Origin of the sequence: Sphingobacterium siyangense, assembly GCF_007830445.1 — a bacterium.
Classification (GTDB): Bacteria; Bacteroidota; Bacteroidia; order Sphingobacteriales; family Sphingobacteriaceae; genus Sphingobacterium; species Sphingobacterium siyangense.
The window spans coordinates 128,780-151,414 of sequence record NZ_VLKR01000012.1; the positions used below are offsets into that span (position 1 = coordinate 128,780).

Consider the following 22,635-nt stretch of genomic DNA (forward strand, 5'->3'; position numbering starts at 1 on the left):
GCTAAGTCAAGTAAAAAAATAGCCATCTCTTTTAGTTAGAAATGGCTAATGAGAATTGTAAATCCCTATTTTTTAAGTAATATCTGAATCAAGACCCAGTAAAGTCGCAGATGTTGTCTATTGATCCACATGGCTATTGTCAAATTGATACCAGTTTATTTTTGTTGAAACGCGCATTAAAATCGCCAAAATGATAAAGATGCCAATTGTTCCAGCGATAAGGGAATAATCCCGAAGTTGCATAAGGATATAGATGAAGAGATAAAATAAAGCCAAAATTGAACTCAGCAACAGCGCCGATTTCTGATCTTTGGTAATTGATTTAATGAAACTGCCAATCAGCATAACTGTCGCCACGGAAGCGGTTAAGTAAGCTAGATTAAATCCAATATGCTCGGATAGCGCGAGTAACAATGTGTAAAAAAGAACCATCGCTGCCCCAATCAGGATATATTGGATGATATGGATCCTTTTTTTCTTGATCACCTCGGTGAATAGGAGCGAAGTAAAGGTCAGAATGATGACTAAAATACCATATTTGGCAACTCGTGTTGTTTTTTGATAGTTATTGATATCGGGTAAGAAGTTAATTGTAATCATGTCCGTGTTATCCAATAGGTTATTTGCAGAGGCAAGTGTAGTGTTGGCGGTTTGTGCTGCTTTTTGTTCATTGTCCTCATTTCCATTTGCGAGCTTGTTATCGAACTGATAGATTGGACGGGCATCGCCAGTCCATTGTTGTGGCAGCTTTCTATTGAACGAAGGGATTTCCCATGAAGCCGAAAAATTTGATGTTTCGGTATTACGTTTGCTCGGTAAAAATGCACCAGTGAAACTTGGATTAGCCCAGTTGCCCTTTGCCTGGATGTTTGTCTGATCACTAAGAGGGAGGAAATTCAATGATTTGGATCCTTTTAGATTTAGTTTTATCTTGAAACGACTGTCCGTTTTCTGCGGATCCAAAGATACCGGACAGACTAAATTCTGAGTGAACAATTTGAGATTATTAAAGTCTGGATCGAAAGTTAACTCGTTACCATCCCAATTCAAGGATGGACGCTTGCCTAGGCCTTTAAAATCCTGGATACCGAAAATAAGCTTGCTGCCTTTCCAGTCAATTTGCTCATGAGGAACCTCGAGTTTTTCTATGGATATTTTGTCAAAGGAACCTTCTAATGTGATGTTGCTGTTGTAAACTACGGCATTATAAATACCTCTAGAGAGATGTTGTGGCGTTATATCTGTTGCGATATTGGAAGTTTTGGGTAAGACAAATATCCATTTCAGCTCCTCTCTAAGGTTAGATTTATCGGCTTTTTCGGCAGAAAGTGGGATAGTCTCGCGATAGGGGATGGCAAGAACAGGGCTTGAAATAACCTGATCCTTTCCCCAATTTAATGTAATTCCATCGGATACTTCCTGTTCGCGGTTTTTCCGCTCTTCAATCAAATCGCTGATTAAGGCTAGTGGAATAAGTAGTATGAGAGAAAGGAAGAAAATGACAAATAGCTTTAGGACAGTAGAATTACTGATTTTCTCAAAAATTGAGGATTGCGCTGTCGGAGATAAATTGTTGTAGTCCATGATTTTAGCGGTTTAAGTTTAGCTGAATGTTTTTGCTGTATAAGGCAATTTGAAGCTCCGTTAATTGCCAATGAAGGATTTCTTTAAATTCTAAATGATGAAAGCTCTGGAGCGATCGCCCCTTTTGAAAATGTTTTTTGTAATAACTGAAGTATTCAGGAAATAAGGTGCCGCCAATAAAAATCATTGCCATGAGATACAGACTTATCTTTCCATTACCAAGCAGAAGGAATTGCATGGCAATTTCATCTTGTATCTCTGTTCCGGTTTCAGTCAGGATATGAAAGACATCGTGATTTTCCAGTTTGGGCATGACATCGAAACCTTTACTTTCATAAAAGAGCCCCAAATTATGGCCGATGCTTCCAATGGGGTAGGTCATGAAATCTGCTTTAGAGATTCCCCAGGCTTTTTTGTTCCATTTAAAGATGTTTGCATATACTTTGGAGGACCAATTGTAGAGGTGCAGCATCAGTTTCAGTCTAATTCCTTTCATTTAATTATGTTTTAAAAGTACTTTGGTTTTCAAAGTAAATAGATAAAAAAATTATTTGTATTGTTGTTTTATTAAATTTTCAAGTGCAATAAGGTGATTTTCAAAGGCTTTAAGTCCCTTTGTTGTTCTTTTGTATCTGGTGTTCGGCTTCCGGTCGACAAAGCTCTTTTCGACAATAATGTATTCCTCTTTTTCCAATGTTTTTAGGTTGGAAGCAAGGTTACCATCGGTTACATCCAACAATTCTTTCAATGAATTAAAATCATATTCTTCATTGGCAGCGAGAACACTCATAATTTGGAGGCGAACTCTGTTTTCAAATATTTTGTCATATAAGGAAAGATCTAATTTCACGATTCGTACTTTTTGTAAACGATAAAACCATAGATGATGTGTAGCACACCAAATCCTAATCCCCATAATAATAACCCGTTGTCCGGGAAACATATACCAATCAAACCCAGGCAGATTTCCAGTATACCCAGGCCTTTTGCTTCGGCAAAGGTATAGATGCTACCCGCAGTCAGTGCCAGTCCATAAAAGATCAGTAGCATAGCAGCAATCAGCTGGTAGTAGCCTTGGACAAAAAACAACAAGGATATTATGCCACCCGTTAGTAAGGGGATTGAAACTGCAAATAAAAGAGATTTGCTTGTAATGTTCCAAATCGACTGCTTATTTTTTCTCGCCTTTTTACGTGCCATTAGCCAGCCGGTCACCAAGGATGATAAGAGGACGATGAGCGCAATCATTAAAAACAGTAGGGGCCTATTCAGATTTTGGCCCAAGAGTAGAGCGGTACTTTCGGGTTGCTTTATAATATAGTATCCCAATAGCGTTCCCAGCAAAGCATAACAGCCCATGAGTACACCTGATAATCCGCTTATTGAAACAAATTTGGACGATTTTTCCATTAATGATCTGATCTGCCCAAGTTCTCTAAATAAATCTTTCTGTTCCATAAAAGTACTTTGATATTCAAAGTAAATGAATAATAATGAATTATGCAAGGGGTTGGGGGAATATTGAAAAAAAATAAAAAAAAGAGTAGAAAATACTTGCAGGATATAGGTTTGGTTTCTATCTTTGTGGCATCAAAAGAAATCCTAATGCGGAAGTGGCGTAATTGGTAGCCGCACCAGACTTAGGATCTGGCGCCGCAAGGCGTGGGGGTTCGAGTCCCTTCTTCCGCACTTGATGTCCTCCCGAACTTAAAACCTCGGGAGGATTTTTTTATGAATGCGATATAGCTAAAAAGAGTATGAATATTTCACACGAGAATGTAGATGCAATCAATGCGGTAGTCAACGTCGCATTAGCACCTGAAGATTATAATCCTCAAGTCGACAAAGAGATTAAAGCGCAAGCTAAAAAAGCAAAATTACCAGGGTTCCGTCCAGGTCAAGTTCCAGTGGGACATATCAGACGTACTTATGGTAAATCTATTTTATTTGATGAGATCAATAAATTAGTGAATGAGAAAATCACCAATTATATTGCTGAAAATAAATTAGAAGTTTTAGGTCAACCACTTCCTTTGGAAGATGATGCACAATACAGCTGGGATTATAAAGACAATTTCAACTTCAAATATGAAATTGGTCTTGCTCCTGCTTTTGAATTACCTTTTACCGCTGAGACTGAATTTACTTCATACGAAATCAAAGCTGATGAAGAGACATTGGCAGATCGTATCAAGAACTTGCGTCGTAGCTATGGAAAAATGACTAATCCAGAAGTATCTGAAGAAGGTGATGTATTGTATGCAACATTGAAACAAGATAAAGAAGAAGGTCTAGAAAAAACAACTTCTATCCGCACAGATATCGTAGAAGATGCTAAGATCAAAAAATCATTAGTTGGTCTTAAAAAAGACGATGTTGTTAAGATTGATGTTAAAAAAGCATTCAAAACTGAAGATTTAGCACGTATCTTAGGGATCACTGAGGAAGAAGCAACTGCTTTAGACGTCACTAAATTTGAATTGACTGTTAAGAATATCAACCGCTTAGAAGAAGCTGATCTTAACCAAGAATTTTTCGATAAATTATTCGCAGAAGGTGAAGTAACAGAAGAAGCTCAATTCACAGAAAAAGTGAAAGAAGAAGTTGAGAATTTATTCAAACAAAATTCAGATCAAAGATTACGTAATGATATGTATACTTTTGGTATGGAAAAGGTTGATGTATCTTTCCCTGAAGAATTCTTGAAAAGATGGTTGAAAGCAACTAACCCAAGCATTTCTGAAGAAGAATTGAACGAAGGTTTTGCTGATTTCTTGAATAACTTGAAATGGACAATCATCGAAAATCGCGTTGTTACTGAAAATGGTCTTGAAGTTAAATATGATGAAGTTATCAATTTAGCAAAAGAACGCATCTACGCGCAAATTAAGATGTACAACATCAACGAAGAGCCTTCTGATGAGCAGTTGAACCAATTTGCAATTCAATTGTTGCAAGACAGAGAACAAGGTAATCGTTTGTTCGAAGAAGCTAAAGCTTTAAAAGTATTTGATCACTTGAAAGGTTTAGTGAAATTGAATGCTAGTGACATTGAATTCAAAGAATTCGAGAAATTAGCATAAGCGATTTTTAAAATAAAAAGAAAGTCCCTCCGATCTATTTGGAGGGACTTTTTTATTTTCAATGCAGCGCGTCGCGTGGTCGCAGCTTAGACACTATTCGTTTATATGTTTTTCAGATCATCCACAGATCGTCTGCGTAGACCGTTATATGGAGCTGAAATACAATATCTGCTGGTGGAATCGAGACGGACTCCCAGAATAGGAATTATGTGTTTGGGATAGGAGTTGGACTGCTGGAGTTGAAATGGTCCGCTTGATTTGGATGAGGTCTGCTGGAGTTGGTCTGCTTGAGTTGAACGAACTCAGCCTGAGCTGAAAGAGGTCTGCTGGAATTGGAAGAGACCTGTTAAAATAGCAAAGGACTATTCCGAAAGGTTAATTGACCTTGCTTTTCTTTGTTTCTGTAGGAGCTGTCGTAATCGTCTTCTTGCCAAAAGGGAATAGCCTTTTCAAGAACTCGGAGAAGGTGTTGAATTCCTGCCGATAGAGCAATCCGAAAGCACTAATATATTCGCCGTCATTGGGGCTAAGAAGAAAGTTACGTGTATTTAGGCGATTGGAAGCACGTAGGACCAAACGTCCATCTTTTCTTAAATAAAACATAGCTTCGGCATCGGTTGAGACCCGATCTGAAAATACATTCAAATCTGTTAGAGCCTGACTTCTACGGTCGGAGATACCTCCTGTCAAAACAAGCCTATCGTTGAACAAGCGAAGTGAGGCGGAGGCATCATTTAAGGATTTGATATTAATATCAAAGAAATTGATGTTAAGCGATTGGGCTATGATGTTGTTGATCTGGTTGAACGCTATTTCAGTTCCAGCAGATAACAAGGTATTGTTTACTTCTTTACCGAAGTCTGTCTGTGTGCCAGGTGTAAAACTTCGTCTCACGATTAGGCTAAGCGCTTGTTGATTGACATTGTTGGCATCTGAAAAGTATCCTTGTAGCTCATCCTTAACCCCGGGGTTTTGTGGAAAGTTGATATCAAACGTGATTTCCGGCTGACTTAACTGCCCTTTTAGGATCATGTCGGCCTGTGCCAATACACGCTCGGGGTTTTCTTCCCGGCCTGCGGCATTGTACAAAGGCGCTAAGCTTGTTCTTTGTTGGTAGATGGCATTGATATTAATATTCGCTTCGGTTGGGTTTCCTGCCCAACGTACGGTACCGCCCTCTTTGAGATCAAAAATCTTGTTGATGTAATCTTGGGCGGTGAAATTGAATTTTCCACTGTTTATGATAAAATCCCCAAACATTTCAAAATCTCCCAATGAAGATATCCGCATGTTGAGATTGCTGTTTCCCCTTCCTGATAATTCGCCCATGCTGGAGAATAGATTTATTTCTGCATTCGGGTTGATCAAGAGGTCCATATTCATCGTCAGACCGTTGAAATCTCGTTTTTTAGCGCTTTTCTTCGTTTTGGTCGAGTCTTTCTCAATAAAGTAGATAAAGTCGGTATCTGAGATTGTACTGGCGCTATTGAAAGGGATATTGATAACTGTATTTTCTTCGGATTTAGCACGGATATTGATGTTCATGGCCGAAGTTAATCCTTTAAACTGAAAGGTGCCCGAAGCGTAAGCAGTGCCATAATATACATTATTGTCCTTTATAGTGGTATTTAATACCATAAAATTCTTCGTTTCTGCAGTTACATCGATATCTGGATCACTCAATTTGTTGAGATCTACAACGCCATCAATGGTTGCTACATTGTTTTTGGGATCGTATACTTTTAGCCCTGTCAGAAAAATTCGGTTATTGGTAACCGCAATTTCGTCAGAAAGGCGGTAGGGTGTTTTGAGGTAATTGATGACCATCGAAGCATTATCCAATTTTCCGGAACCTGTAATTTTGGGGTTCAGGATATCGCCTTCGATATCGAGGTCTGCATTGACCTTGCCCTGAATATTGGATACCAGGCTTCGTAAAAAGGGCTGGAAAACAAACACATCTGTGTTTACGAGTTTAGCTTTGAGATTAAGCTTATTGTTTTCACTTAAATGGTTATAGGAACCTTGTAACTGAATTAATTTATTTCCTTCCTCTATCTTGCTGTCTAGTTTTACCAGTTGATTCTCGGGGTCGTAGTTGGCACTCAGGGCTAGTGAGCCGATGGGAATATTGTTATAGAGGATAGGTGAAGTTTTTATATTGGCTACAACAAATGGAGCTTTGAATACAGAATTAACTTCAATATTTCCGTTTAAGTTGCCGGAGAGATTGATGCCATGTGGCTTGGTAATACCATTTAAGGATGTAAGATTAAAGTCCTGAAATTTGAGATTGATCTGATCACTGACTTCGTTGGACAGGATGCCATCGATGTGGACTTTTTGTTCGTCATGACTCAGTGTCAGTTTTTCAAAGTACCATTTTCCTTTCGATATTTTCAATTGTGCATCATTATTGACAAGCCATCGCTCTCTATTGATTAAGATATTCGATGGGTAGAAATTGATATAGGCAGGTTTGGCATGGGCAAAGCGTATGACACCATTAAGATCCAGACTGTTGCTTGCTTCAAGTTCCGACATTTTGATGTTAAATTGTAAACTGTCGTTTGCCAAGGTGTTTGAAATATTGACGTTTTTAATATAGGTACTGTCGGTAAAATTTATGCGATCGATGGAGGTCTGCAATTCCATATTCTTCAAATTGGCATTTTGATCGACAATCAGGTGAGTTAGCCGAATACCATTGTACTTGAATTCGGGTGCGTAAAAATTAAAACTAGCCGTTTGTTTTTCGCTTTCAAATTTTGCATTGAGCGTTGCTCCGCTGTCTAATGCGATATCCTTTCGAAAGAATGTTGCGATCGGCTTAAAAGAAGTGATATTAATATTCAGGTCAAAGTCCTGGCGATTAAAAATGTTGTTTTCAAACCCGATTGCGGGAGCGTAGCGCATGGCTAAAGCTTTAAAATAAGGAACAATTGTATTGAGGTCTATTCTTCCTTTGAGATCAATGTGTCCGATAGCTGACTGCAAGGTAAGGGAGCGTGCATTTTCATCTCCTTCGGCAAGGAAATTGATGTCGCGGATGACGAATTGGCCCTTAGAGGAAGTGAAATTGATACTGTCTGATTTAAATTCACCGGTAATATTATTGATGTTGTCCCCAATTAAACTGGTGTGGAATTTCGTGTTAATAATGTTGATGGAATCTCCCTGAAAGAAGTTGAGTTTTTTTAGATTAGCTTGTTGGATATCAGCATCCAGGTGATAGTTGGGTTTGACAGACCAATCGATATCTGTGGTAAACTGTAGTTTTAAATTTGGATCATATATTTGCCCTGAAGCAAGAATTAATTGTTTATCTGTATTTCCTTCAATTTGTATATGTTGATAACTGTAATTCTTGTAATTGAAATTACTGAGATCTCCTTTTATCTTTAGGCTCATTTTCTTAGGATCGGTACCTGTTCCGTCAACCTGTAAATTGAAGCCTGTTGCTCCCAGATCTTTTAATTTTGTTATCGTACCTACATCGAACTTTTTAGATTGAAAATTGCCCGCATATTTTATTTCCTTCTGGATATCCAGTAAGGCATCAGCCTCCACATTCCCGATCGCAGTCGTGAAAACTCCCTTTGTATTAAATTTATTGTATAATCCATTTAGGCTGCCTTTGAATGAAAATTTGTCGAAGATCTGGACAATTTCAGGAAGTTTGAAATTTTTTAGATTTCCGAGATCTGTAATAACAGCATTTAAGTCTTTGTGCTCAGAAGAAATTGCTATACTGGGAACAATAAATTTAGTTTTGTCGATATCTGGTAGACCGATAATCTGAAGGTCACCTGCTAAACTCGTTTTTTTTCCGATTGTTAAATCGACCTGTGATGCGTTGATGGAAGATACAGTTCCTTCTAGATTTGCCCGCTTGATATTGACGTCAAATTTGACTTGGTGCATAGGCGAGGAAAAGAAAGCAATATCCTCAGAGTGAATACGGGAGTCCCGTGCACGAAGTTTTACATGAACTTTATTGATGAAGTCCGAAAAATCGTCAAAGCTGCTGTAGCTGAGTTTGATGTAATTTTTGAATGTAGAACGATTGGTGGCTAGCATAAGCTCACTGAGTTCGATGCTTGTATTGCTTACCTTCGTTTGGGCAAGAAGGCCTTTGATCTCTAAACCCTTCTTTTCGCGAAGATTGAATGTCTTGATGTTCGCTGAAATTTGATTAGAATCGATTTTTATCTTATCAAAATGGGCGTTAAGTTTGGAAATCCCCAAATCTCCAAAGTCGACCACTTTATTGTAATGTTTGCGTCTATGGTTAACATAGTTAAACGCATTGTTCGTAATAACAAGTTCCTTTATATCGAAGATGATTTTTTTTGAACTTTTCTTTTTTTCTTTCTTATGCGGGTTGAAATAACGAATTAAAAATGAAATGTTTGAGCTGTCCTGAAATTGCTCAAAAGTCGCTTGGGTATCCTCAATGGTTAGTTTGTTGATCACAATCTTGTTCAGTTCAATGAACTGAGAAAGGTTGACGTTGGCTTCTAACCTTCCTGATTTTAATATTTCTTTTCCCTGTGGACTATAGAGTTGAAAATCTTCTACTACAATAGATTTAAAAGGTTTGAAATAGACACTTTTGAGGCTTATTTTGGTGTTTAGTTCGTTGGATAAATAGTCGACAGCTTTTTGGGCAACATAATTTTGTACCGGTTTCAACTGTAGTGATAACGCCAATGCAAGCAGTATAATGAATATACTACCAAGGACTATTGACACTATTTTAATTATTTTTTTGATACTTTTGTATTAAAATTTATTACCTCAAGCTATGGCTATTATTTTAGGGATTGAATCCTCTTGTGATGAAACCTCCGCTTCTATCTGTATTAACGGTGAAATTCATTCAAATGTTATTGCAACTCAGGCAATCCACGCAAAATATGGTGGAGTGATTCCCGAGCTCGCTTCACGTGCTCATCAACAAAATATTATTCCAACAGTGGAAGAAGCCATTCGCCAAGCAAAAGTAAGCAAAAATCAAATAGATGCAGTGAGTTTTACGCGGGGACCTGGTTTATTAGGTGCACTTTTGGTGGGAACCTCTTTTGCTAAATCATTTGCACTTGCACAGAATATCCCTTTAATTGATGTAAACCATATGCAGGCGCACATCCTGGCTCATTTTATTGAGGATCCGAAGCCTAGTTTTCCGTTTTTATGTCTTACTGTTTCTGGTGGTCATACGCAAATTGTGTTGGTGAAAGATTATTTTGAAATGGAACTTTTGGGAGAAACATTGGATGACGCGGCAGGGGAGGCTTTTGATAAAACAGCTAAAATCCTGAATCTTCCTTATCCCGGTGGACCGCTCATCGATAAATTTGCAAAAGATGGTAATCCGGCAGCTTATCGGCTTCCTGAACCACAGATCCCTGGTTTAAATTTTAGCTTTTCAGGATTGAAGACCGCGATATTATATTTGGTCCAAGATCAATTGAAGCAGAACCCGGATTTTCTGACCCACAATATGGCCGACTTATGTGCTAGCGTGCAATCCCGTATTGTATCAATCCTGCTGAATAAATTAAAGAAAGCGGCAAAGGAGACAGGGGTAAAGGATATTGCCATTGCAGGTGGCGTTTCGGCTAATTCTGGCCTGAGACAGAGCTTAATTGAAATGGGGGAGAAATACAAATGGCGGGTCTTCATACCAAAATTTGAATACTGTACGGATAATGCAGCGATGATTGCCATTGCGGGCTATCATAAATTTCTAAAAAAAGATTTTGTAGGTCAGGACGTCGCTCCTATGGCTAGGATGCACCTGTAGCAACTATTGAAATCTTGAGTTTCCCCGGGCACTGTCCTTTTGTACTGGGGAAACTTAAAATTCTTTATTTTATAAAGGGGAACTATACCCATAGGCCTGTGCCATAGAGGTAAATAAGTTTTTCTTCGGCTGGTAAAAGTTTAGTTCATACCCCTCAGCACCCCAAAAGATACTGATAAAACTAATTCCTTGCTCAGAACGCAATACTGTTAGTATCTGAAAAGCCTCGTTGTCAAACTGACCGCCATCATCAACACGCCAAGTGCTGATATCATCGTATAAAGCCGGGAAATCCAAATTGATCAGCTGTTCGTCCTTTGCGTAGGAAAATACAGCTAAAGCAGAATCTTGTTGATTTTCAAATACCGTAAGATTAAACTCGGACTGATCACTGAGGATGGCAACTGTCGTACTTTTATTAATCTTCCTATTGTATTTCTTCTCAAGCTGCTCCTTAATCGCTGAAGATGTTTCTTTTTGAACTTTTGTAAACTGCTCAATTTTGTACTGATCTAAAAAAGCCTTGTTGACAAGCATGCCAAATTCGCCTGATTTAATTGCGTCACTAATTTTAAATAACGAACCTTCACTATTCGCGAAGTTCTGCGCGGTCTGTCTTCCGTTACTCTCTTTGTTATCCATTTTATTCTGAACAAACTCAAGGGGGCTAACTTGGTTTTCCACAATGACATAATTATATTTTTCCGGACCCTCCATTGCTTGATCCATAGGAAGAGCGATTAGTGAGTCCTTTTGCTGGTTTAAAAAACCAAAATATGGCGAAATTGTCTCTTCCTTATTTTCATGCTTAATTGCAGTCTTGGATTGATTTTGATTGTTACCACAAGCATATAATGTAAGTAGAAAAATAGCTGAAAAAAGTGACTTCATAAGTATTTTGAATTTTTTTGTGAAATATAAGGCTTTCGCTCATCATAATGAAAAGATTTAAACTTTAATGTTATGATGAACTCTAAATTGAATATCTACCGCAAAGAATGGCTGGACGTTATTTTTGCTGGTCGTAACAAAATGTACGGTGCTTACGAGTTGCGAAATCTCTCTGATAAAGCAACAAATGTGGGTTTGGGAATTGTTGTTTCTTTTGCAGTTTTGCTGATCGCAGGATCCTATGCATATAATAAATATTTTAAGCAAACTGTTCCGCCCGTGATTTATACAGTACAAGATATTGGGCCCGACATGCTGGAAGAAATTCAAAAGAAGGTAGAGGAGAAAGAAGAGGTTCCTGAAGAACCTGTCATGATGAAGGAGAAAGCCCCGCAGCAGGTTGCCCAAGATGTATCCAAATTTGATCTGGTTAGAATGCCTGATATAAAAGTGGCGAAAGCAAATCAAGTTACGGAAGAACTTGTGAGTCAGGATGAGTTGAAAAATCCCAATACAATGACCTCAAGGATCACATTAAAAGCAAGTCCATCGGGAACATATATTGCGCGTGGTGAATTTGGTTCTTCAAAAAGAGACGGTGATATTACTGGTTCTAAAGATGGTTCATTATCCGGAGGCGGAACTGATGATAATTCTAACAGTACATTTACATCAGTAGAAATTATGCCAACACCTGTAGGGGGACTGCCTGCCTTTATGAAGTGGATCGCCGAGAATTATAACTTTCCACAACAGGCTTTGGATCAAGGGGTGTCTGGTGTTATAGAGGTTTCTTTTGTCGTTGAAAAAGATGGATCACTAACAGATATTGCTGTTAAACGTGATATGAAATTTGGTACGGGAGATGCTGCTATAAACTTATTGAAGAAAGCGAAAAAATGGAAACCAGGGGTGCAAAATGGACTTAAAGTGCGTGTAGCGTATACATTACCGATCCGTTTAAGTGCTGTCTCACAATAAATGCTTCTTAACTTTATTTAACAGATCATCAATTAAACTTTCGATAGCCAAGAGCACTCTTACTGATAAATAAGCTGAAAAAGAGTACTTATTAAAAAGAATGATTGTTGGTTTTATAAAAAAATAAAGAAATGAAAAAGTTGATGTTAAGTTTGGCGTTATCTGGATTGATGTTAGCCGGTTTCGCTCAAGAAAAAAAAGATGTTAAACCAGAAATGAAAGAAATGCAAACTTCCGTGCATAAACATAAAATGGGAAGAATGCGCGATGGTTTTAAAAATAAAACTCCAGAGGAAGTTGCTAAGATGAAAACTGATCGCATGGATCAAAAATTGAAATTTACAGATAAACAGCGTAAAGATATCTATGCCTTTAATTTGAAGCAAGCAAAAGACCATCAAAAAATGGCTGCTGAACGTCAGGAACATCGATCAAAAATGAAAAAACAACGTGTGGCAGAGCATGAAAAAATGATGGGAATGTTAACTCCAGAGCAACAAAAAACGTTAAAGGATTCCTACGCTGAAAATCGTAAAATGCACAAAGAACATTGGAAAAAAGACAGACAGCTAAAAAGAAAAGACTTTAAAAAAGGTGAAGTAACTAAAACAAATGAGGCAGACGTAAAAGCATCATAAAAATTAAACAAGGATAGTTTTCATATTAAATATTGGTGAGTGTTAGTAGAGGAGGGAACCGTTGGTTCCCTCTTTCTTATTATGTAAGCTCATGCTTAATACCTAAGCTCATCATTTGTTCGACGTGTTTTGTCTAGCTCAAAGGTTACACGATTGCAAAACGCTTCGGTATCCCCATCAGGATGCGCTTATTTGATAAACCTTCTTGTTATTGAATTACTATCCATCAGCTTGGTGATCAGGAAACTTAAGCTAAAACCTAAGAGCGCTATGGAGAAAATTTTCAATGTGGCTGGAAGAGTAGGAATAGGCAAGAAGATGTCTGTCAATGCTTGAACAATGATAAAATGCGCTAAGTAAATACCAAACGTGGCTGATGAAAGACGTTTTATCCATTTAGATTCGGGTATCTTCAGCTTTTGAACGACAAGAAAAATAGCGATGGTCATGAACGCTACGTTGATATTACAGAAATACCAGATAACCTCGAGATTGGCGTAATTTCCTGGATATTACTTTTGGGTCGTCAAGAAGCCAAAAAATGTGGCATTCGTTTGATCGTCTAATGCCACTTTTTTGTTATTCTTTATTTTTTTGATGTTCTTTCCATTGTTTAGAGAAAGATTTGTCTGCCAATTTGGGTAGTTCCCGTTGTTCTCCCCAGGTTTTCTGAAAGAGTTTTTTGAGGAAGAAATTTTTGAATTTCCCACCAAAAAAATCGATTAGTTTTCTTCGCATTATCCCATAGGTGAACCACTGCCATACTTTTTGTTCCGTTTTTGTTGCCAGACCCTGATCGACTGAATCTTTTCTGTTGACGAGAAGCATGCGCTGTATGTCAATACCAACGGGGCAGACCTCAGTACATTTTCCACAGAGTGTGGAAGCATAGCTTAGGTGTTTGAATTCCTTCATGCCATTCAAATGTGGCGATATGAGTGATCCAATTGGGCCCTGATAAGTCGTTTCATAGGTGTGTCCACCGATGTTCTGGTAGATTGGGCATACATTCAGACAGGCGCCACAACGGATGCAGTACAAACCCTGACGTTGTTCTTTTTGGGCTAATAGCTTGCTGCGGCCATTGTCAAGCAGTATAACATACATTTCTTCGGGGCCATCTGATTCATAAGGCTGTTTTGGCCCAGTGAGTAGCGTATTGTATACCGTTAGATTTTGACCCGTGCCATGTGTGGATAGGAGTGGCCAAAAGACTTCTAAATCTTGTACGTTGGGAATGATTTTTTCTATTCCAACGACGGCGATATGTGTTTTGGGGAAGGTCGATGTCAATCGGGCGTTTCCTTCATTTTCGGTAATTGCTATACTTCCAGTTTCGGCAATTAAGAAATTGGCTCCGGTAATCCCAATTTCTGCCGATAGGTAGCGATCTCGAAGTAATTCACGGGCCTTCATTGTAAGTTGCTCCGCAGATGCATCTAGCGGTGTGTCAAATTTCTCGTGAAAAAGCTTGGCGATATCTTCCAGGCTCAAATGCATGGCCGGCGTAACAAAATGATAAGGTTTTTGATCCAGCAGCTGAATGATATATTCGCCAAGATCAGTTTCTATGGCTTCAATGTTTTTGGAGGCCAGAAAATGATTAAGCTCGATCTCTTCTGTCGCCATCGATTTTGACTTTACGACAGATTTTGCTTTTTTACGCGCAATGATCGAATAGATTTCGTCCAAGGCTTCCGTAGCATCATTGGCCCAGATTACTTTTCCGCCTCGAGCCGTGAAGTTTGCTTCAAATTGCAACAAATAGCGATCGAGATTTTCCATGACCTTCCATTTGATCAGGTTCGCTTTTATCTTGCTATTTTCAAGGTCCGCAAATTTGCTCTTGCCTTTTTCGAAAGCCATGCTGTATTTGTCGATATTGTAATTGATAATATCGCGGTGTTTGGTGTCAAATGCTTTTTGCGCACTTTCCTTAATAAACGTATTAGCGGTACTCTCTGCCATCTAATCTGCTAATTTTTCACAAAAAAAGTTGGTAAAAATTACCAACTTTTAAATATACTGTTAATAAATTGTTTCTCGAAAATCGAGTTAAATAATTTATGCTTTTATCGCAATATTTAAGCTTAGCTCGTCCAGCTGCTCTTGGTGAATGGTTGACGGTGCGTCAATCATAACATCTCTTCCCGAGTTGTTTTTTGGGAAGGCAATGACGTCACGGATAGAATCTAAACCTGCCAATAAGGATACTAGTCGGTCAAAACCAAAAGCCAATCCGCCATGTGGAGGAGCACCGAAGGTAAAGGCCTCCATAAGGAATCCAAATTGTTTTTTTGCTTCTTCAGGACTGAATCCTAAATGTTTGAACATGAGCGATTGAAGCTCTCTGTCATGGATACGGATTGATCCACCACCTACTTCTACACCGTTTAAAACAAAGTCATAGGCATTTGCCCTTACTTCTCCGGGATTGGTATCTAAAAGCGGTATATCTTCCGGTTTTGGTGAAGTGAATGGGTGGTGCATTGCATGGAAACGGCCACTTTCTTCGTCCCATTCCAATAGTGGGAAATCAACGACCCATAATGGAGCAAAGGTTTCTTTGTTGCGGAAACCAAGTTGTGACGCAACTTCAAGGCGTAATTCATTGAGTTGTTTGCGAACTTTGTCTGTTCCACCAGCCATAATTAACAATAAGTCGCCAGGTTTCGCGTGGAACGCTTCTGCAATTGCCGACAGTTGTTCTGGCGTGAAAAATTTATCAACGGACGACTTCACTGAACCATCTTCATTCACGCGCGCATATACCAAGCCCGTTGCACCAATCTGTGGACGTTTGATAAAATCGGTCAAAGCATCCAGTTGTTTTCTGGTATAATGTGCACAATTTTCCGCATTGATACCAACCACTAACTCTGCTGCATCAAATACAGGGAAACCTTTTCCTTTGGCAACCTCGTTTAGTTCAACAAACTGCATTCCGAAACGGATATCCGGTTTGTCTGATCCGTAAAGGCGCATCGCATCTGCGTAAGTCATACGCGGAACATTGCCTAAGTCGATACCTTTGATTGTTTTGAAGATATGTTTTGCAAGTCCTTCAAAGATATTTAATACATCTTCCTGTTCTACAAAAGACATTTCACAGTCTATTTGCGTGAATTCTGGTTGGCGGTCTGCACGCAAATCTTCATCACGAAAACATTTTACAATTTGAAAATAGCGATCAAATCCTGAAACCATCAATAATTGTTTGAAGGTCTGTGGGGATTGTGGTAACGCATAAAATTCTCCAGGATTCATACGGGAAGGTACGACAAAGTCGCGTGCTCCCTCCGGAGTTGATTTAATCAGGTATGGAGTTTCTACTTCCAGGAAGTTTTGGGAGTCAAGATAACGGCGTACCTCTTGTGAGGTCTTATGACGTAAAATAAGGTTTTCACGTACGGGGTTACGACGCAAATCCAGGTATCTGAACTTCATTCTGATGTCATCACCACCATCTGTTTCATCTTCTATTGTAAAAGGGGGTAATTTAGCGGCATTTAATATTTCAAGATTTGAAACCTTGATTTCAATGTCTCCAGTGGAGATTTTAGCATTTTTATTAGAGCGTTCGATAACTTCTCCGGTTACCTTGATGACATATTCTCTTCCGAGCTCACGGGCACTTGCGCGCAAGGAAGCATCATCATCTGCATTGAACGTTAATTGTGTGATACCATATCGGTCTCTAACATCGATGAAAGTCATACCGCCCAAATCGCGCGATTTTTGAACCCATCCACTTAGGGTAACCGTTTTCCCTAAGTCAGCTAGTGTTAATTCTCCACAAGTGTGTGTTCTGTGCATATCGTTATGAAAATTATATTTGACGCAAAATTATTGGTTTTACTCGACAATAACGAATTCTGTTTAGGTTATTTGAGTAGCGTTCTCCCACTTTCTTCCACATCTTTTGTTTCTGTTTTTGTTGTCTCCCACTTTGCCCCCTTTTGAGAGAAAAATTGGGTAAAATTAAATTTCTAAAGAGGAAATTTTTACAATTCATTTCTGATTTTGATAAAAAAAAGAGCGAAAAATCGTGTCTCGTGTAATAGTTTGTTTTGCTGATAAATTGGGGTTTAACTGCTTGTAAATAAGGTTTTACATGTGTTTCATTCCAAGAGTACTTCTGTTTGTTGTAGCTATTTGTCGATGTGGAAAACTTTTTTATGTGATAAAGTGGGGGAAAGTGGGAGAAAGTGTATACTTTTACATTTAAATTAGAATAGGATAATTGACGACATGACTCAGTTGATCGGAGAATTCGAATGCAAGTTAGACGCCAAAGGAAGAATGGTGTTGCCAGCTGCGCTCAAGAGGCAAATGCCTCATGTAGAGCGGGATGGCCTTGTAGTGAATCGCGGTTTTGAGAAACATCTGGTATTTTATCCAAGAGAAGAGTGGGATTTGATGACGGCTAAGCTGGCGAAATTGAATCAATTCGATCCTAAAGTACGGGCGTTTGTTCGTGCTTTTACGCGTGGCGCTACGGAATTAACGTTGGATGCTGCGGGGCGTGTTTTGTTACCAAAAAGTTTGTTGGAATTTGCGGGCATAAGCACTGAATTGGTTTTGGCTTGTCAGTTTAATAAGATTGAGGTTTGGTCAAAAGAAGGATATGAGGAATTGATGGGTGATGGCGGAGTAGAGGATATATCATCTTTGGCGGCAGAGGTAATGGGGGATATTAATTTTGGACTATAAGCGTATGGAGAATGTATATCATGTTCCGGTAATGTTGCAAGAATGCATGGATGCTTTGGCTATTAAGCCGGATGGTATCTACGTGGATGTAACTTTTGGTGGTGGTGGTCATTCTCGGGAGATTTTGAAGAGATTGGGGCCAAAAGGGAAGCTGTTTGCTTTTGATCAGGATCCCGATGCATTGGAGAATGCAATTGACGATCCTCGTTTTACATTGATACATCAAAACTTTAGGTTTTTAAAGAATAGCCTTCGATTGGAAGGAGTGCGTTCTGTAGATGGTATTTTGGCAGATTTAGGTGTTTCCTCGCATCAATTTGATGCGGCTGATCGTGGGTTTTCTATTCGCTTTGACGCGGATCTGGATATGCGTATGGATCAAGTTGGTGATTTAGATGCGAAGTCGCTTTTGGCGACTTATTCGGAGGAGGATCTTCACCGCATTTTTGGGATGTATGGTGAAATCATGAATGCCAAGTCGCTTGCGAAAACAATTGTTACTGCACGTTTGGCACAGCCAATCCAGACTGTTGCCGAATTGAAAGAGGTGATTCAACGGATGGTTCCGAAAGGTAAAGAACATAAGTATCATGCGCAGGTATTTCAGGCGCTTCGTATAGAAGTGAATCGCGAGTTGGAAGCCTTACAGGAGTTTTTGTTGCAAACAGTTGATGTGTTACATGTTGAAGGTCGATTGGCGGTGATGTCCTATCATTCTCTGGAGGATCGTTTGGTCAAAAATTTTATGGCCAAAGGAAAGTTTAAAGGAGAAGTTGAAAAGGATTTTTTTGGAAATGAAATTAAGCCATTTCATGTGTTGAGCCGTAAAGCAATTACGGCATCTGCGCAAGAGTTGGCGTTAAATAATAGATCGCGCAGTGCGAAACTGCGTATTGCTGAAAAGTTGGATTTGTCTTAAAAATGGAGCGAGAGGATGAGCAGAAATACGATAAGACAGAAAGAATTGAGTGAAGAAGTTCAGGAGGAACTACAAGAAACTGTCGAAGAAAAGGCGGAACAAACAGAAGCGTTTATTAAAACGCTTTTTACCGTTGGAGACCTTTCGTTAAATAAAATATTGCAGTACTTGCCGTTTGGAGCTTTTATCGCCTTTCTGATGTTGTTGTATATTTCCAATCGTCATTTTGCAGAGCGAACTATTCGGAGTATCGATAAAGTGAGTAAAGAGGTGAAGGAGTTGGGCTGGGATCATAAATCGCTCTCCGCCGAACTGATGAAAATGTCTACACAGACAGAAATTGCCAAACGTGTAGATTCGCTGGGATTGAAAGAGCGTGTGGAGCCACCGATCAAAGTTGAAGTTATAGAGAATAAGGAAGATAAATAGGAAGAGTTATGAGTATCAGAAATACGATTCTTGTTCGTGTCTATTTTGCTTTTGGGCTTATCGTACTACTTGCGTTTTTGGTATTTGGAAAAATGACAAAGTTGCAGTATGTCGATGGAGAGCATTGGAAAGCTTTAGCGGATAGCCTTTCTATTCAGGAACGAGAGGTGGAGGCTGCTCGTGGTAATATCTATTCAAATGACGGAAGCTTGTTGGCTACATCAGTGCCTGAATATGAGCTTCGTTTTGATGCAATGGCTATTCCGGAAGAGGATGAAGAGTATTTCAATTTGAAAGTTGACTCCTTGGCTATTAAACTTGCTGATTTTTTTAAAGATAAATCATCGCGGCAGTATTTGACATTATTAAAACAGGCGCGCAATAAAAAACAACGCTACTTGTTGCTCAAACGTAATGTGTCACATCAGGATTTAAAACGGGTAAAACAATTTCCTTTACTTAAATCTGCTCGTGTCAACAAGGAACGTTTTCCAAGTTGTTTGATTACTGATAGGCAGAATAAGCGCATTTTACCTTTTGTCAATCTCGCTGCGAGGACCATCGGTTATAAAAATGTGAAAGAAGATATTCATGTTGGACTGGAAGGTGCGTATGGAGAATATATCGACGGAAAAAGCGGGAAGAGGTTAATGCAGCGTATTGCCGGTGGGGTATGGATTCCTGTCAACAAAGATATTGAGGTTGCTCCGGTTGATGGGTCTGATATTATCTCGACCATTGATGTGAATATGCAGGATATGGCGCAAAGGGCCCTGGAGAAGCAGATGATTACAAGTAACGCGGATGAGGGCTGTGTTGTGATGATGGAGGTGAAAACAGGAGAGGTGCGTGCGGTGGCCAATTTTATGCGTGATAAAGATGGGGTCTATCGTGAAAAGTTCAATCTTGCAATTGCGCAAAGTGCAGATCCAGGTTCAACATTTAAGTTGGCTTCTTATTTGGCTTTGATTGATGATAAGAAAATAGACTCGAGTACAACAGTGAATATTGGTAATGGTAATTGGCCAATTTACAAGCATACCATTCGTGATTCACATGCGCCTAAGAAGTCTATAATTTCTGCGAAAAGGGCCTTTGAGGAGTCGTCGAATGTGGGTGTTACTAAGTTTGTTTATCAGGCTTATAAAGATAACCCAGATCAGTTTACATCAAAACTGCATTCTTTTGGTTTTGGAAAAACGCTAGATCTGCAGATTCCAGGCGAAGGAGTTCCCTTGGTGAAATCTTCGAAAAGTAAAAGCTGGAGTGGGTTGTCGCTGGTACAGATGGCTTACGGCTATGAAATGAAAATTACGCCATTGCAAACGTTGACATTTTATAATGCTGTCGCAAATAATGGTAAGTTGATAGCGCCGCTATTTGTTAAAGAAATTCGGCATTTAGGAAATACAATTCAAACGTTTCAAGCGAAAGTCATTAATGAAAAGATCGCCTCGGATCATGCTTTAGCAGAGGTGCGGGGAATGATGGAAGGCGTTATGACTGAAGGGACAGGTAGAAGTGTTGCTAGCCCATTGTATAGCTCTGGTGGTAAAACAGGAACGGCACAGATGGCTGATGGCTCGAGAGGGTACGGTGCTAGACGATATCAATCTTCATTTGCTGGGTATTTTCCAGCTGAAGATCCAAAATATTCCATTATTGTCGTGATTCGTAATCCGAGAAATGGATATTATGGGGCATCGATTGCAGGTCCTGTATTTAAAGAGCTTGCAGACATGGTATATGCAAACGATATGGAGATGGAGGGAAAAAAGACGTTTAAAGCAGTTAATGTGGGCGGAAGAATGCCATTGACTTTGCAGGGGTCGAAGGAAGCTAGTAAAAAAGTGTACGATAAGTTGGGGATTAATACCGTGAATTGGGATACGATTGCGCGGGGAGAGGTGGATACCTCGACACGAGGCGTACCATTCATAGATTTAAAATATAAAGAAGGAATCGTTCCGAATGTTGTCGGAATGGGATTGATGGATGCTTTATATGTTGTGGAGAATGCAGGATTTAAAGCGCACGTGACAGGAAAAGGAAGAGTTGGAATGCAGTCGTTAGCTGCAGGACAGAAACTGGCTTTTGGAACGGCGATAAATTTAGAACTTAAGTAATGATGGATTTAAAAAAAGTATTGCATGCTATTCCTGTACAGCAGGTTGTAGGGAACCTTGAAGAGGTCGATGTGCACTCTTTGTGCTTTGATTCCAGAAAAGTGGAGTTGGGAAGTTTGTTTATCGCAGTGCGAGGTGTTCAAACAGATGGTCATTTGTTTGTAGACAAGGCAATTACTTCGGGAGCAAGAGCAGTTATTGTAGAGGAGTTGCCAAAAGAGACGTTAGACTCTGTTGCCTATATTTTAGTAGCCGATTCGGCATATGCTTTGGGTGTGGCTGCCGCTAATTTTTACGGAAATCCTTCGGAACAGTTGAAGTTGGTCGGTGTGACCGGCACAAATGGTAAAACGACAGTAGCTACATTGTTGTTTCAACTGTTTACTGAGTTGGGCTACCATGTAGGCTTATTATCTACGGTGCAAAACCAGATTGGAACGAAGATTATACCAGCAACACATACAACACCGGACCCTATTCAATTGAATAAATTGTTACGGGATATGGTTGATGATGGCTGTGACTATGCATTTATGGAGGTTAGTTCACATGCTGTCGTTCAGGAACGTATTGCAGGCTTGGTGTTTGCGGGTGCAATATTCACAAATATTACGCATGATCACCTTGATTTTCATAAAACTTTTGATAACTATATTAAAGCGAAAAAGAAGTTTTTTGATGATTTGGATGCGAATGCTTTTGCTTTGACGAATGCTGACGATAGAAATGGCCAGGTCATGCTTCAAAATACAGTGGCACATCGGAAAAGCTATGGCTTGCGTTCTGGTGCAGATTTTAAAGCAAAGGTGATCGAAAGCCATTTCGATGGTATGTTGATGAGTGTTGACGGACAGGAAGTATGGGTGAAATTGATCGGCGATTTCAATGCATATAACCTTTTGGCGGTGTATGCTGCCGCTATCTTGCTTGAGCAGGAAACGGTGAAAGTGTTGACCGCACTCAGTACCTTGAAAGGAGCAGAAGGACGGTTTGAAACGATGAAATCGGCTTCGGGTGTTTTTGGAATCGTAGACTATGCGCATACACCTGATGCGGTTGAAAATGTGTTGAAGACTATAAGTTCATTGCGACGTCCAGAGCAAAAAATCATTACGGTGTTAGGATGCGGTGGCGATCGGGATAAGACCAAAAGACCTGAAATGGCAGAGGCGGCTCTGCGTTATAGTGACCGTTTTTTAATTACGTCTGATAATCCGCGGACGGAAGATCCTTATCAGATTATTAGAGATATCGAAGCTGGTGTGGCAGCAGACCAAAAGGCGAAGACGCTTTCTATAGCGGATCGTAAGGAGGCCATACGAGCAGCATATCAGCTGGCTAATCCGGGGGATATTATCCTAGTGGCAGGAAAAGGGCATGAGAAATATCAAGATGTAAATGGTGTGAAGCATCATTTTGATGATAAAGAAGTTTTAGAGAATACATTTAACGAACAATAGAA

18 protein-coding genes and 1 tRNA gene are annotated in these 22,635 nt (G+C 39.5%); 10 read left to right on the forward strand and 9 right to left on the reverse strand.

Features of this window, described 5'->3' with window-relative positions:
• Window positions 1-117: 117 nt before the first annotated feature.
• Genes creD through IQ31_RS12525 form a run of 4 tightly spaced genes read right to left on the reverse strand, consistent with a single transcriptional unit; the run spans window position 118 to window position 3,042 of the window.
• Window positions 118-1,584, reverse strand: coding sequence for a cell envelope integrity protein CreD (creD, locus tag IQ31_RS12510; protein ID WP_145328201.1), 1,467 nt, complete (start codon window positions 1,582-1,584; stop codon window positions 118-120).
• Window positions 1,585-1,588: 4 nt separating this feature from the next.
• Window positions 1,589-2,080 (reverse strand): Coq4 family protein, encoded by a 492-nt coding sequence (locus IQ31_RS12515; RefSeq protein ID WP_145328202.1) that lies wholly within the window; start codon window positions 2,078-2,080, stop codon window positions 1,589-1,591.
• A gap of 51 nt (window positions 2,081-2,131) precedes the next feature.
• Complete coding sequence (locus IQ31_RS12520; protein ID WP_075991269.1) at window positions 2,132-2,434, reverse strand: winged helix-turn-helix domain-containing protein; 303 nt, start codon at window positions 2,432-2,434, stop codon at window positions 2,132-2,134.
• Complete coding sequence (locus IQ31_RS12525) at window positions 2,431-3,042, reverse strand: hypothetical protein (RefSeq protein ID WP_145328203.1); 612 nt, start codon at window positions 3,040-3,042, stop codon at window positions 2,431-2,433. Before IQ31_RS12525 ends, IQ31_RS12520 begins: the two co-directional genes overlap by 4 nt.
• A gap of 149 nt (window positions 3,043-3,191) precedes the next feature.
• Here IQ31_RS12525 and IQ31_RS12530 point away from each other — a divergent pair.
• Both IQ31_RS12530 and IQ31_RS12535 read left to right on the forward strand, forming a co-directional pair.
• A tRNA-Leu gene (locus IQ31_RS12530) sits at window positions 3,192-3,273 on the forward strand.
• A 68-nt stretch (window positions 3,274-3,341) separates the two neighbouring features.
• Entirely contained in the window at window positions 3,342-4,667 is a 1,326-nt protein-coding gene (locus IQ31_RS12535; RefSeq protein ID WP_088160406.1) for a trigger factor, read from the forward strand.
• 375 nt (window positions 4,668-5,042) lie between these two features.
• Here IQ31_RS12535 and IQ31_RS12540 read toward each other — a convergent pair whose 3' ends face one another.
• Window positions 5,043-9,422 carry a translocation/assembly module TamB domain-containing protein gene (locus tag IQ31_RS12540; protein ID WP_145328204.1) on the reverse strand — a complete coding sequence of 1,460 codons (4,380 nt, stop codon included), beginning with the start codon at window positions 9,420-9,422 and terminating at the stop codon, window positions 5,043-5,045.
• A 52-nt stretch (window positions 9,423-9,474) separates the two neighbouring features.
• On the opposite strand from IQ31_RS12540, the gene tsaD reads away from it, so the two are divergent.
• Window positions 9,475-10,476 (forward strand): tRNA (adenosine(37)-N6)-threonylcarbamoyltransferase complex transferase subunit TsaD, encoded by a 1,002-nt coding sequence (gene tsaD / locus IQ31_RS12545; RefSeq protein WP_145328205.1) that lies wholly within the window; start codon window positions 9,475-9,477, stop codon window positions 10,474-10,476.
• Window positions 10,477-10,545: 69 nt separating this feature from the next.
• Here the strand turns inward: tsaD and IQ31_RS12550 are convergent, their stop codons facing one another.
• Window positions 10,546-11,367, reverse strand: a complete 822-nt coding sequence (locus IQ31_RS12550) for a hypothetical protein (protein ID WP_145328206.1) — start codon at window positions 11,365-11,367, stop codon at window positions 10,546-10,548.
• Between the two features lie 72 nt (window positions 11,368-11,439).
• On the opposite strand from IQ31_RS12550, the gene IQ31_RS12555 reads away from it, so the two are divergent.
• On the forward strand, window positions 11,440-12,348 hold the full coding sequence (locus IQ31_RS12555; RefSeq protein WP_075991275.1) for an energy transducer TonB: 909 nt from the start codon (window positions 11,440-11,442) through the stop codon (window positions 12,346-12,348).
• 131 nt (window positions 12,349-12,479) lie between these two features.
• Complete coding sequence (locus tag IQ31_RS12560; protein ID WP_145328207.1) at window positions 12,480-12,986, forward strand: hypothetical protein; 507 nt, start codon at window positions 12,480-12,482, stop codon at window positions 12,984-12,986.
• Between the two features lie 188 nt (window positions 12,987-13,174).
• Here IQ31_RS12560 and IQ31_RS27660 read toward each other — a convergent pair whose 3' ends face one another.
• The 3 genes from IQ31_RS27660 to aspS all read right to left on the reverse strand — a co-directional run bounded on the left by IQ31_RS27660 (window position 13,175) and on the right by aspS (window position 16,802).
• Window positions 13,175-13,468 carry an acyltransferase family protein gene (locus IQ31_RS27660; RefSeq protein ID WP_280176856.1) on the reverse strand — a complete coding sequence of 98 codons (294 nt, stop codon included), beginning with the start codon at window positions 13,466-13,468 and terminating at the stop codon, window positions 13,175-13,177.
• 97 nt (window positions 13,469-13,565) lie between these two features.
• Window positions 13,566-14,954, reverse strand: coding sequence for a LutB/LldF family L-lactate oxidation iron-sulfur protein (locus IQ31_RS12570; RefSeq protein ID WP_145328208.1), 1,389 nt, complete (start codon window positions 14,952-14,954; stop codon window positions 13,566-13,568).
• Between the two features lie 96 nt (window positions 14,955-15,050).
• A complete protein-coding gene (gene aspS / locus IQ31_RS12575) occupies window positions 15,051-16,802 on the reverse strand; it encodes an aspartate--tRNA ligase (protein ID WP_088160414.1) in 1,752 nt (583 codons plus the stop codon).
• Window positions 16,803-17,237: 435 nt separating this feature from the next.
• On the opposite strand from aspS, the gene mraZ reads away from it, so the two are divergent.
• The 5 genes from mraZ to IQ31_RS12600 are packed head-to-tail and all read left to right on the forward strand — an operon-like array spanning window position 17,238 to window position 22,633.
• Window positions 17,238-17,699, forward strand: a complete 462-nt coding sequence (mraZ, locus tag IQ31_RS12580; RefSeq protein ID WP_070564930.1) for a division/cell wall cluster transcriptional repressor MraZ — start codon at window positions 17,238-17,240, stop codon at window positions 17,697-17,699.
• 4 nt (window positions 17,700-17,703) lie between these two features.
• Complete coding sequence (rsmH, locus tag IQ31_RS12585) at window positions 17,704-18,618, forward strand: 16S rRNA (cytosine(1402)-N(4))-methyltransferase RsmH (protein WP_145328209.1); 915 nt, start codon at window positions 17,704-17,706, stop codon at window positions 18,616-18,618.
• 15 nt (window positions 18,619-18,633) lie between these two features.
• A complete protein-coding gene (locus tag IQ31_RS12590; protein WP_075991280.1) occupies window positions 18,634-19,047 on the forward strand; it encodes an FtsL-like putative cell division protein in 414 nt (137 codons plus the stop codon).
• A gap of 8 nt (window positions 19,048-19,055) precedes the next feature.
• A complete protein-coding gene (locus tag IQ31_RS12595) occupies window positions 19,056-21,173 on the forward strand; it encodes a penicillin-binding protein (protein WP_145328210.1) in 2,118 nt (705 codons plus the stop codon).
• The gene (locus IQ31_RS12600) at window positions 21,173-22,633 is read left to right on the forward strand and encodes a UDP-N-acetylmuramoyl-L-alanyl-D-glutamate--2,6-diaminopimelate ligase (RefSeq protein WP_120335346.1); all 1,461 of its coding nucleotides are present in this window, start codon (window positions 21,173-21,175) and stop codon (window positions 22,631-22,633) included. The genes IQ31_RS12595 and IQ31_RS12600 overlap by 1 nt, the downstream gene beginning before the upstream one ends.
• Window positions 22,634-22,635: the final 2 nt, after the last annotated feature.

Coding starts and splice junctions, on each gene's coding strand:
- creD (WP_145328201.1), bottom strand. CDS start 1,584: ATGGACTACAACAATTTATCTCCGACAGCGCAATCCTCAATTTTTGAG.
- IQ31_RS12515 (WP_145328202.1), bottom strand. CDS start 2,080: ATGAAAGGAATTAGACTGAAACTGATGCTGCACCTCTACAATTGGTCC.
- IQ31_RS12525 (WP_145328203.1), bottom strand. CDS start 3,042: ATGGAACAGAAAGATTTATTTAGAGAACTTGGGCAGATCAGATCATTA.
- IQ31_RS12535 (WP_088160406.1), top strand. CDS start 3,342: ATGAATATTTCACACGAGAATGTAGATGCAATCAATGCGGTAGTCAAC.
- tsaD (WP_145328205.1), top strand. CDS start 9,475: ATGGCTATTATTTTAGGGATTGAATCCTCTTGTGATGAAACCTCCGCT.
- IQ31_RS12550 (WP_145328206.1), bottom strand. CDS start 11,367: ATGAAGTCACTTTTTTCAGCTATTTTTCTACTTACATTATATGCTTGT.
- IQ31_RS12555 (WP_075991275.1), top strand. CDS start 11,440: ATGATGAACTCTAAATTGAATATCTACCGCAAAGAATGGCTGGACGTT.
- IQ31_RS12560 (WP_145328207.1), top strand. CDS start 12,480: ATGAAAAAGTTGATGTTAAGTTTGGCGTTATCTGGATTGATGTTAGCC.
- IQ31_RS12570 (WP_145328208.1), bottom strand. CDS start 14,954: ATGGCAGAGAGTACCGCTAATACGTTTATTAAGGAAAGTGCGCAAAAA.
- aspS (WP_088160414.1), bottom strand. CDS start 16,802: ATGCACAGAACACACACTTGTGGAGAATTAACACTAGCTGACTTAGGG.
- mraZ (WP_070564930.1), top strand. CDS start 17,238: ATGACTCAGTTGATCGGAGAATTCGAATGCAAGTTAGACGCCAAAGGA.
- rsmH (WP_145328209.1), top strand. CDS start 17,704: ATGGAGAATGTATATCATGTTCCGGTAATGTTGCAAGAATGCATGGAT.
- IQ31_RS12590 (WP_075991280.1), top strand. CDS start 18,634: ATGAGCAGAAATACGATAAGACAGAAAGAATTGAGTGAAGAAGTTCAG.
- IQ31_RS12595 (WP_145328210.1), top strand. CDS start 19,056: ATGAGTATCAGAAATACGATTCTTGTTCGTGTCTATTTTGCTTTTGGG.
- IQ31_RS12600 (WP_120335346.1), top strand. CDS start 21,173: ATGATGGATTTAAAAAAAGTATTGCATGCTATTCCTGTACAGCAGGTT.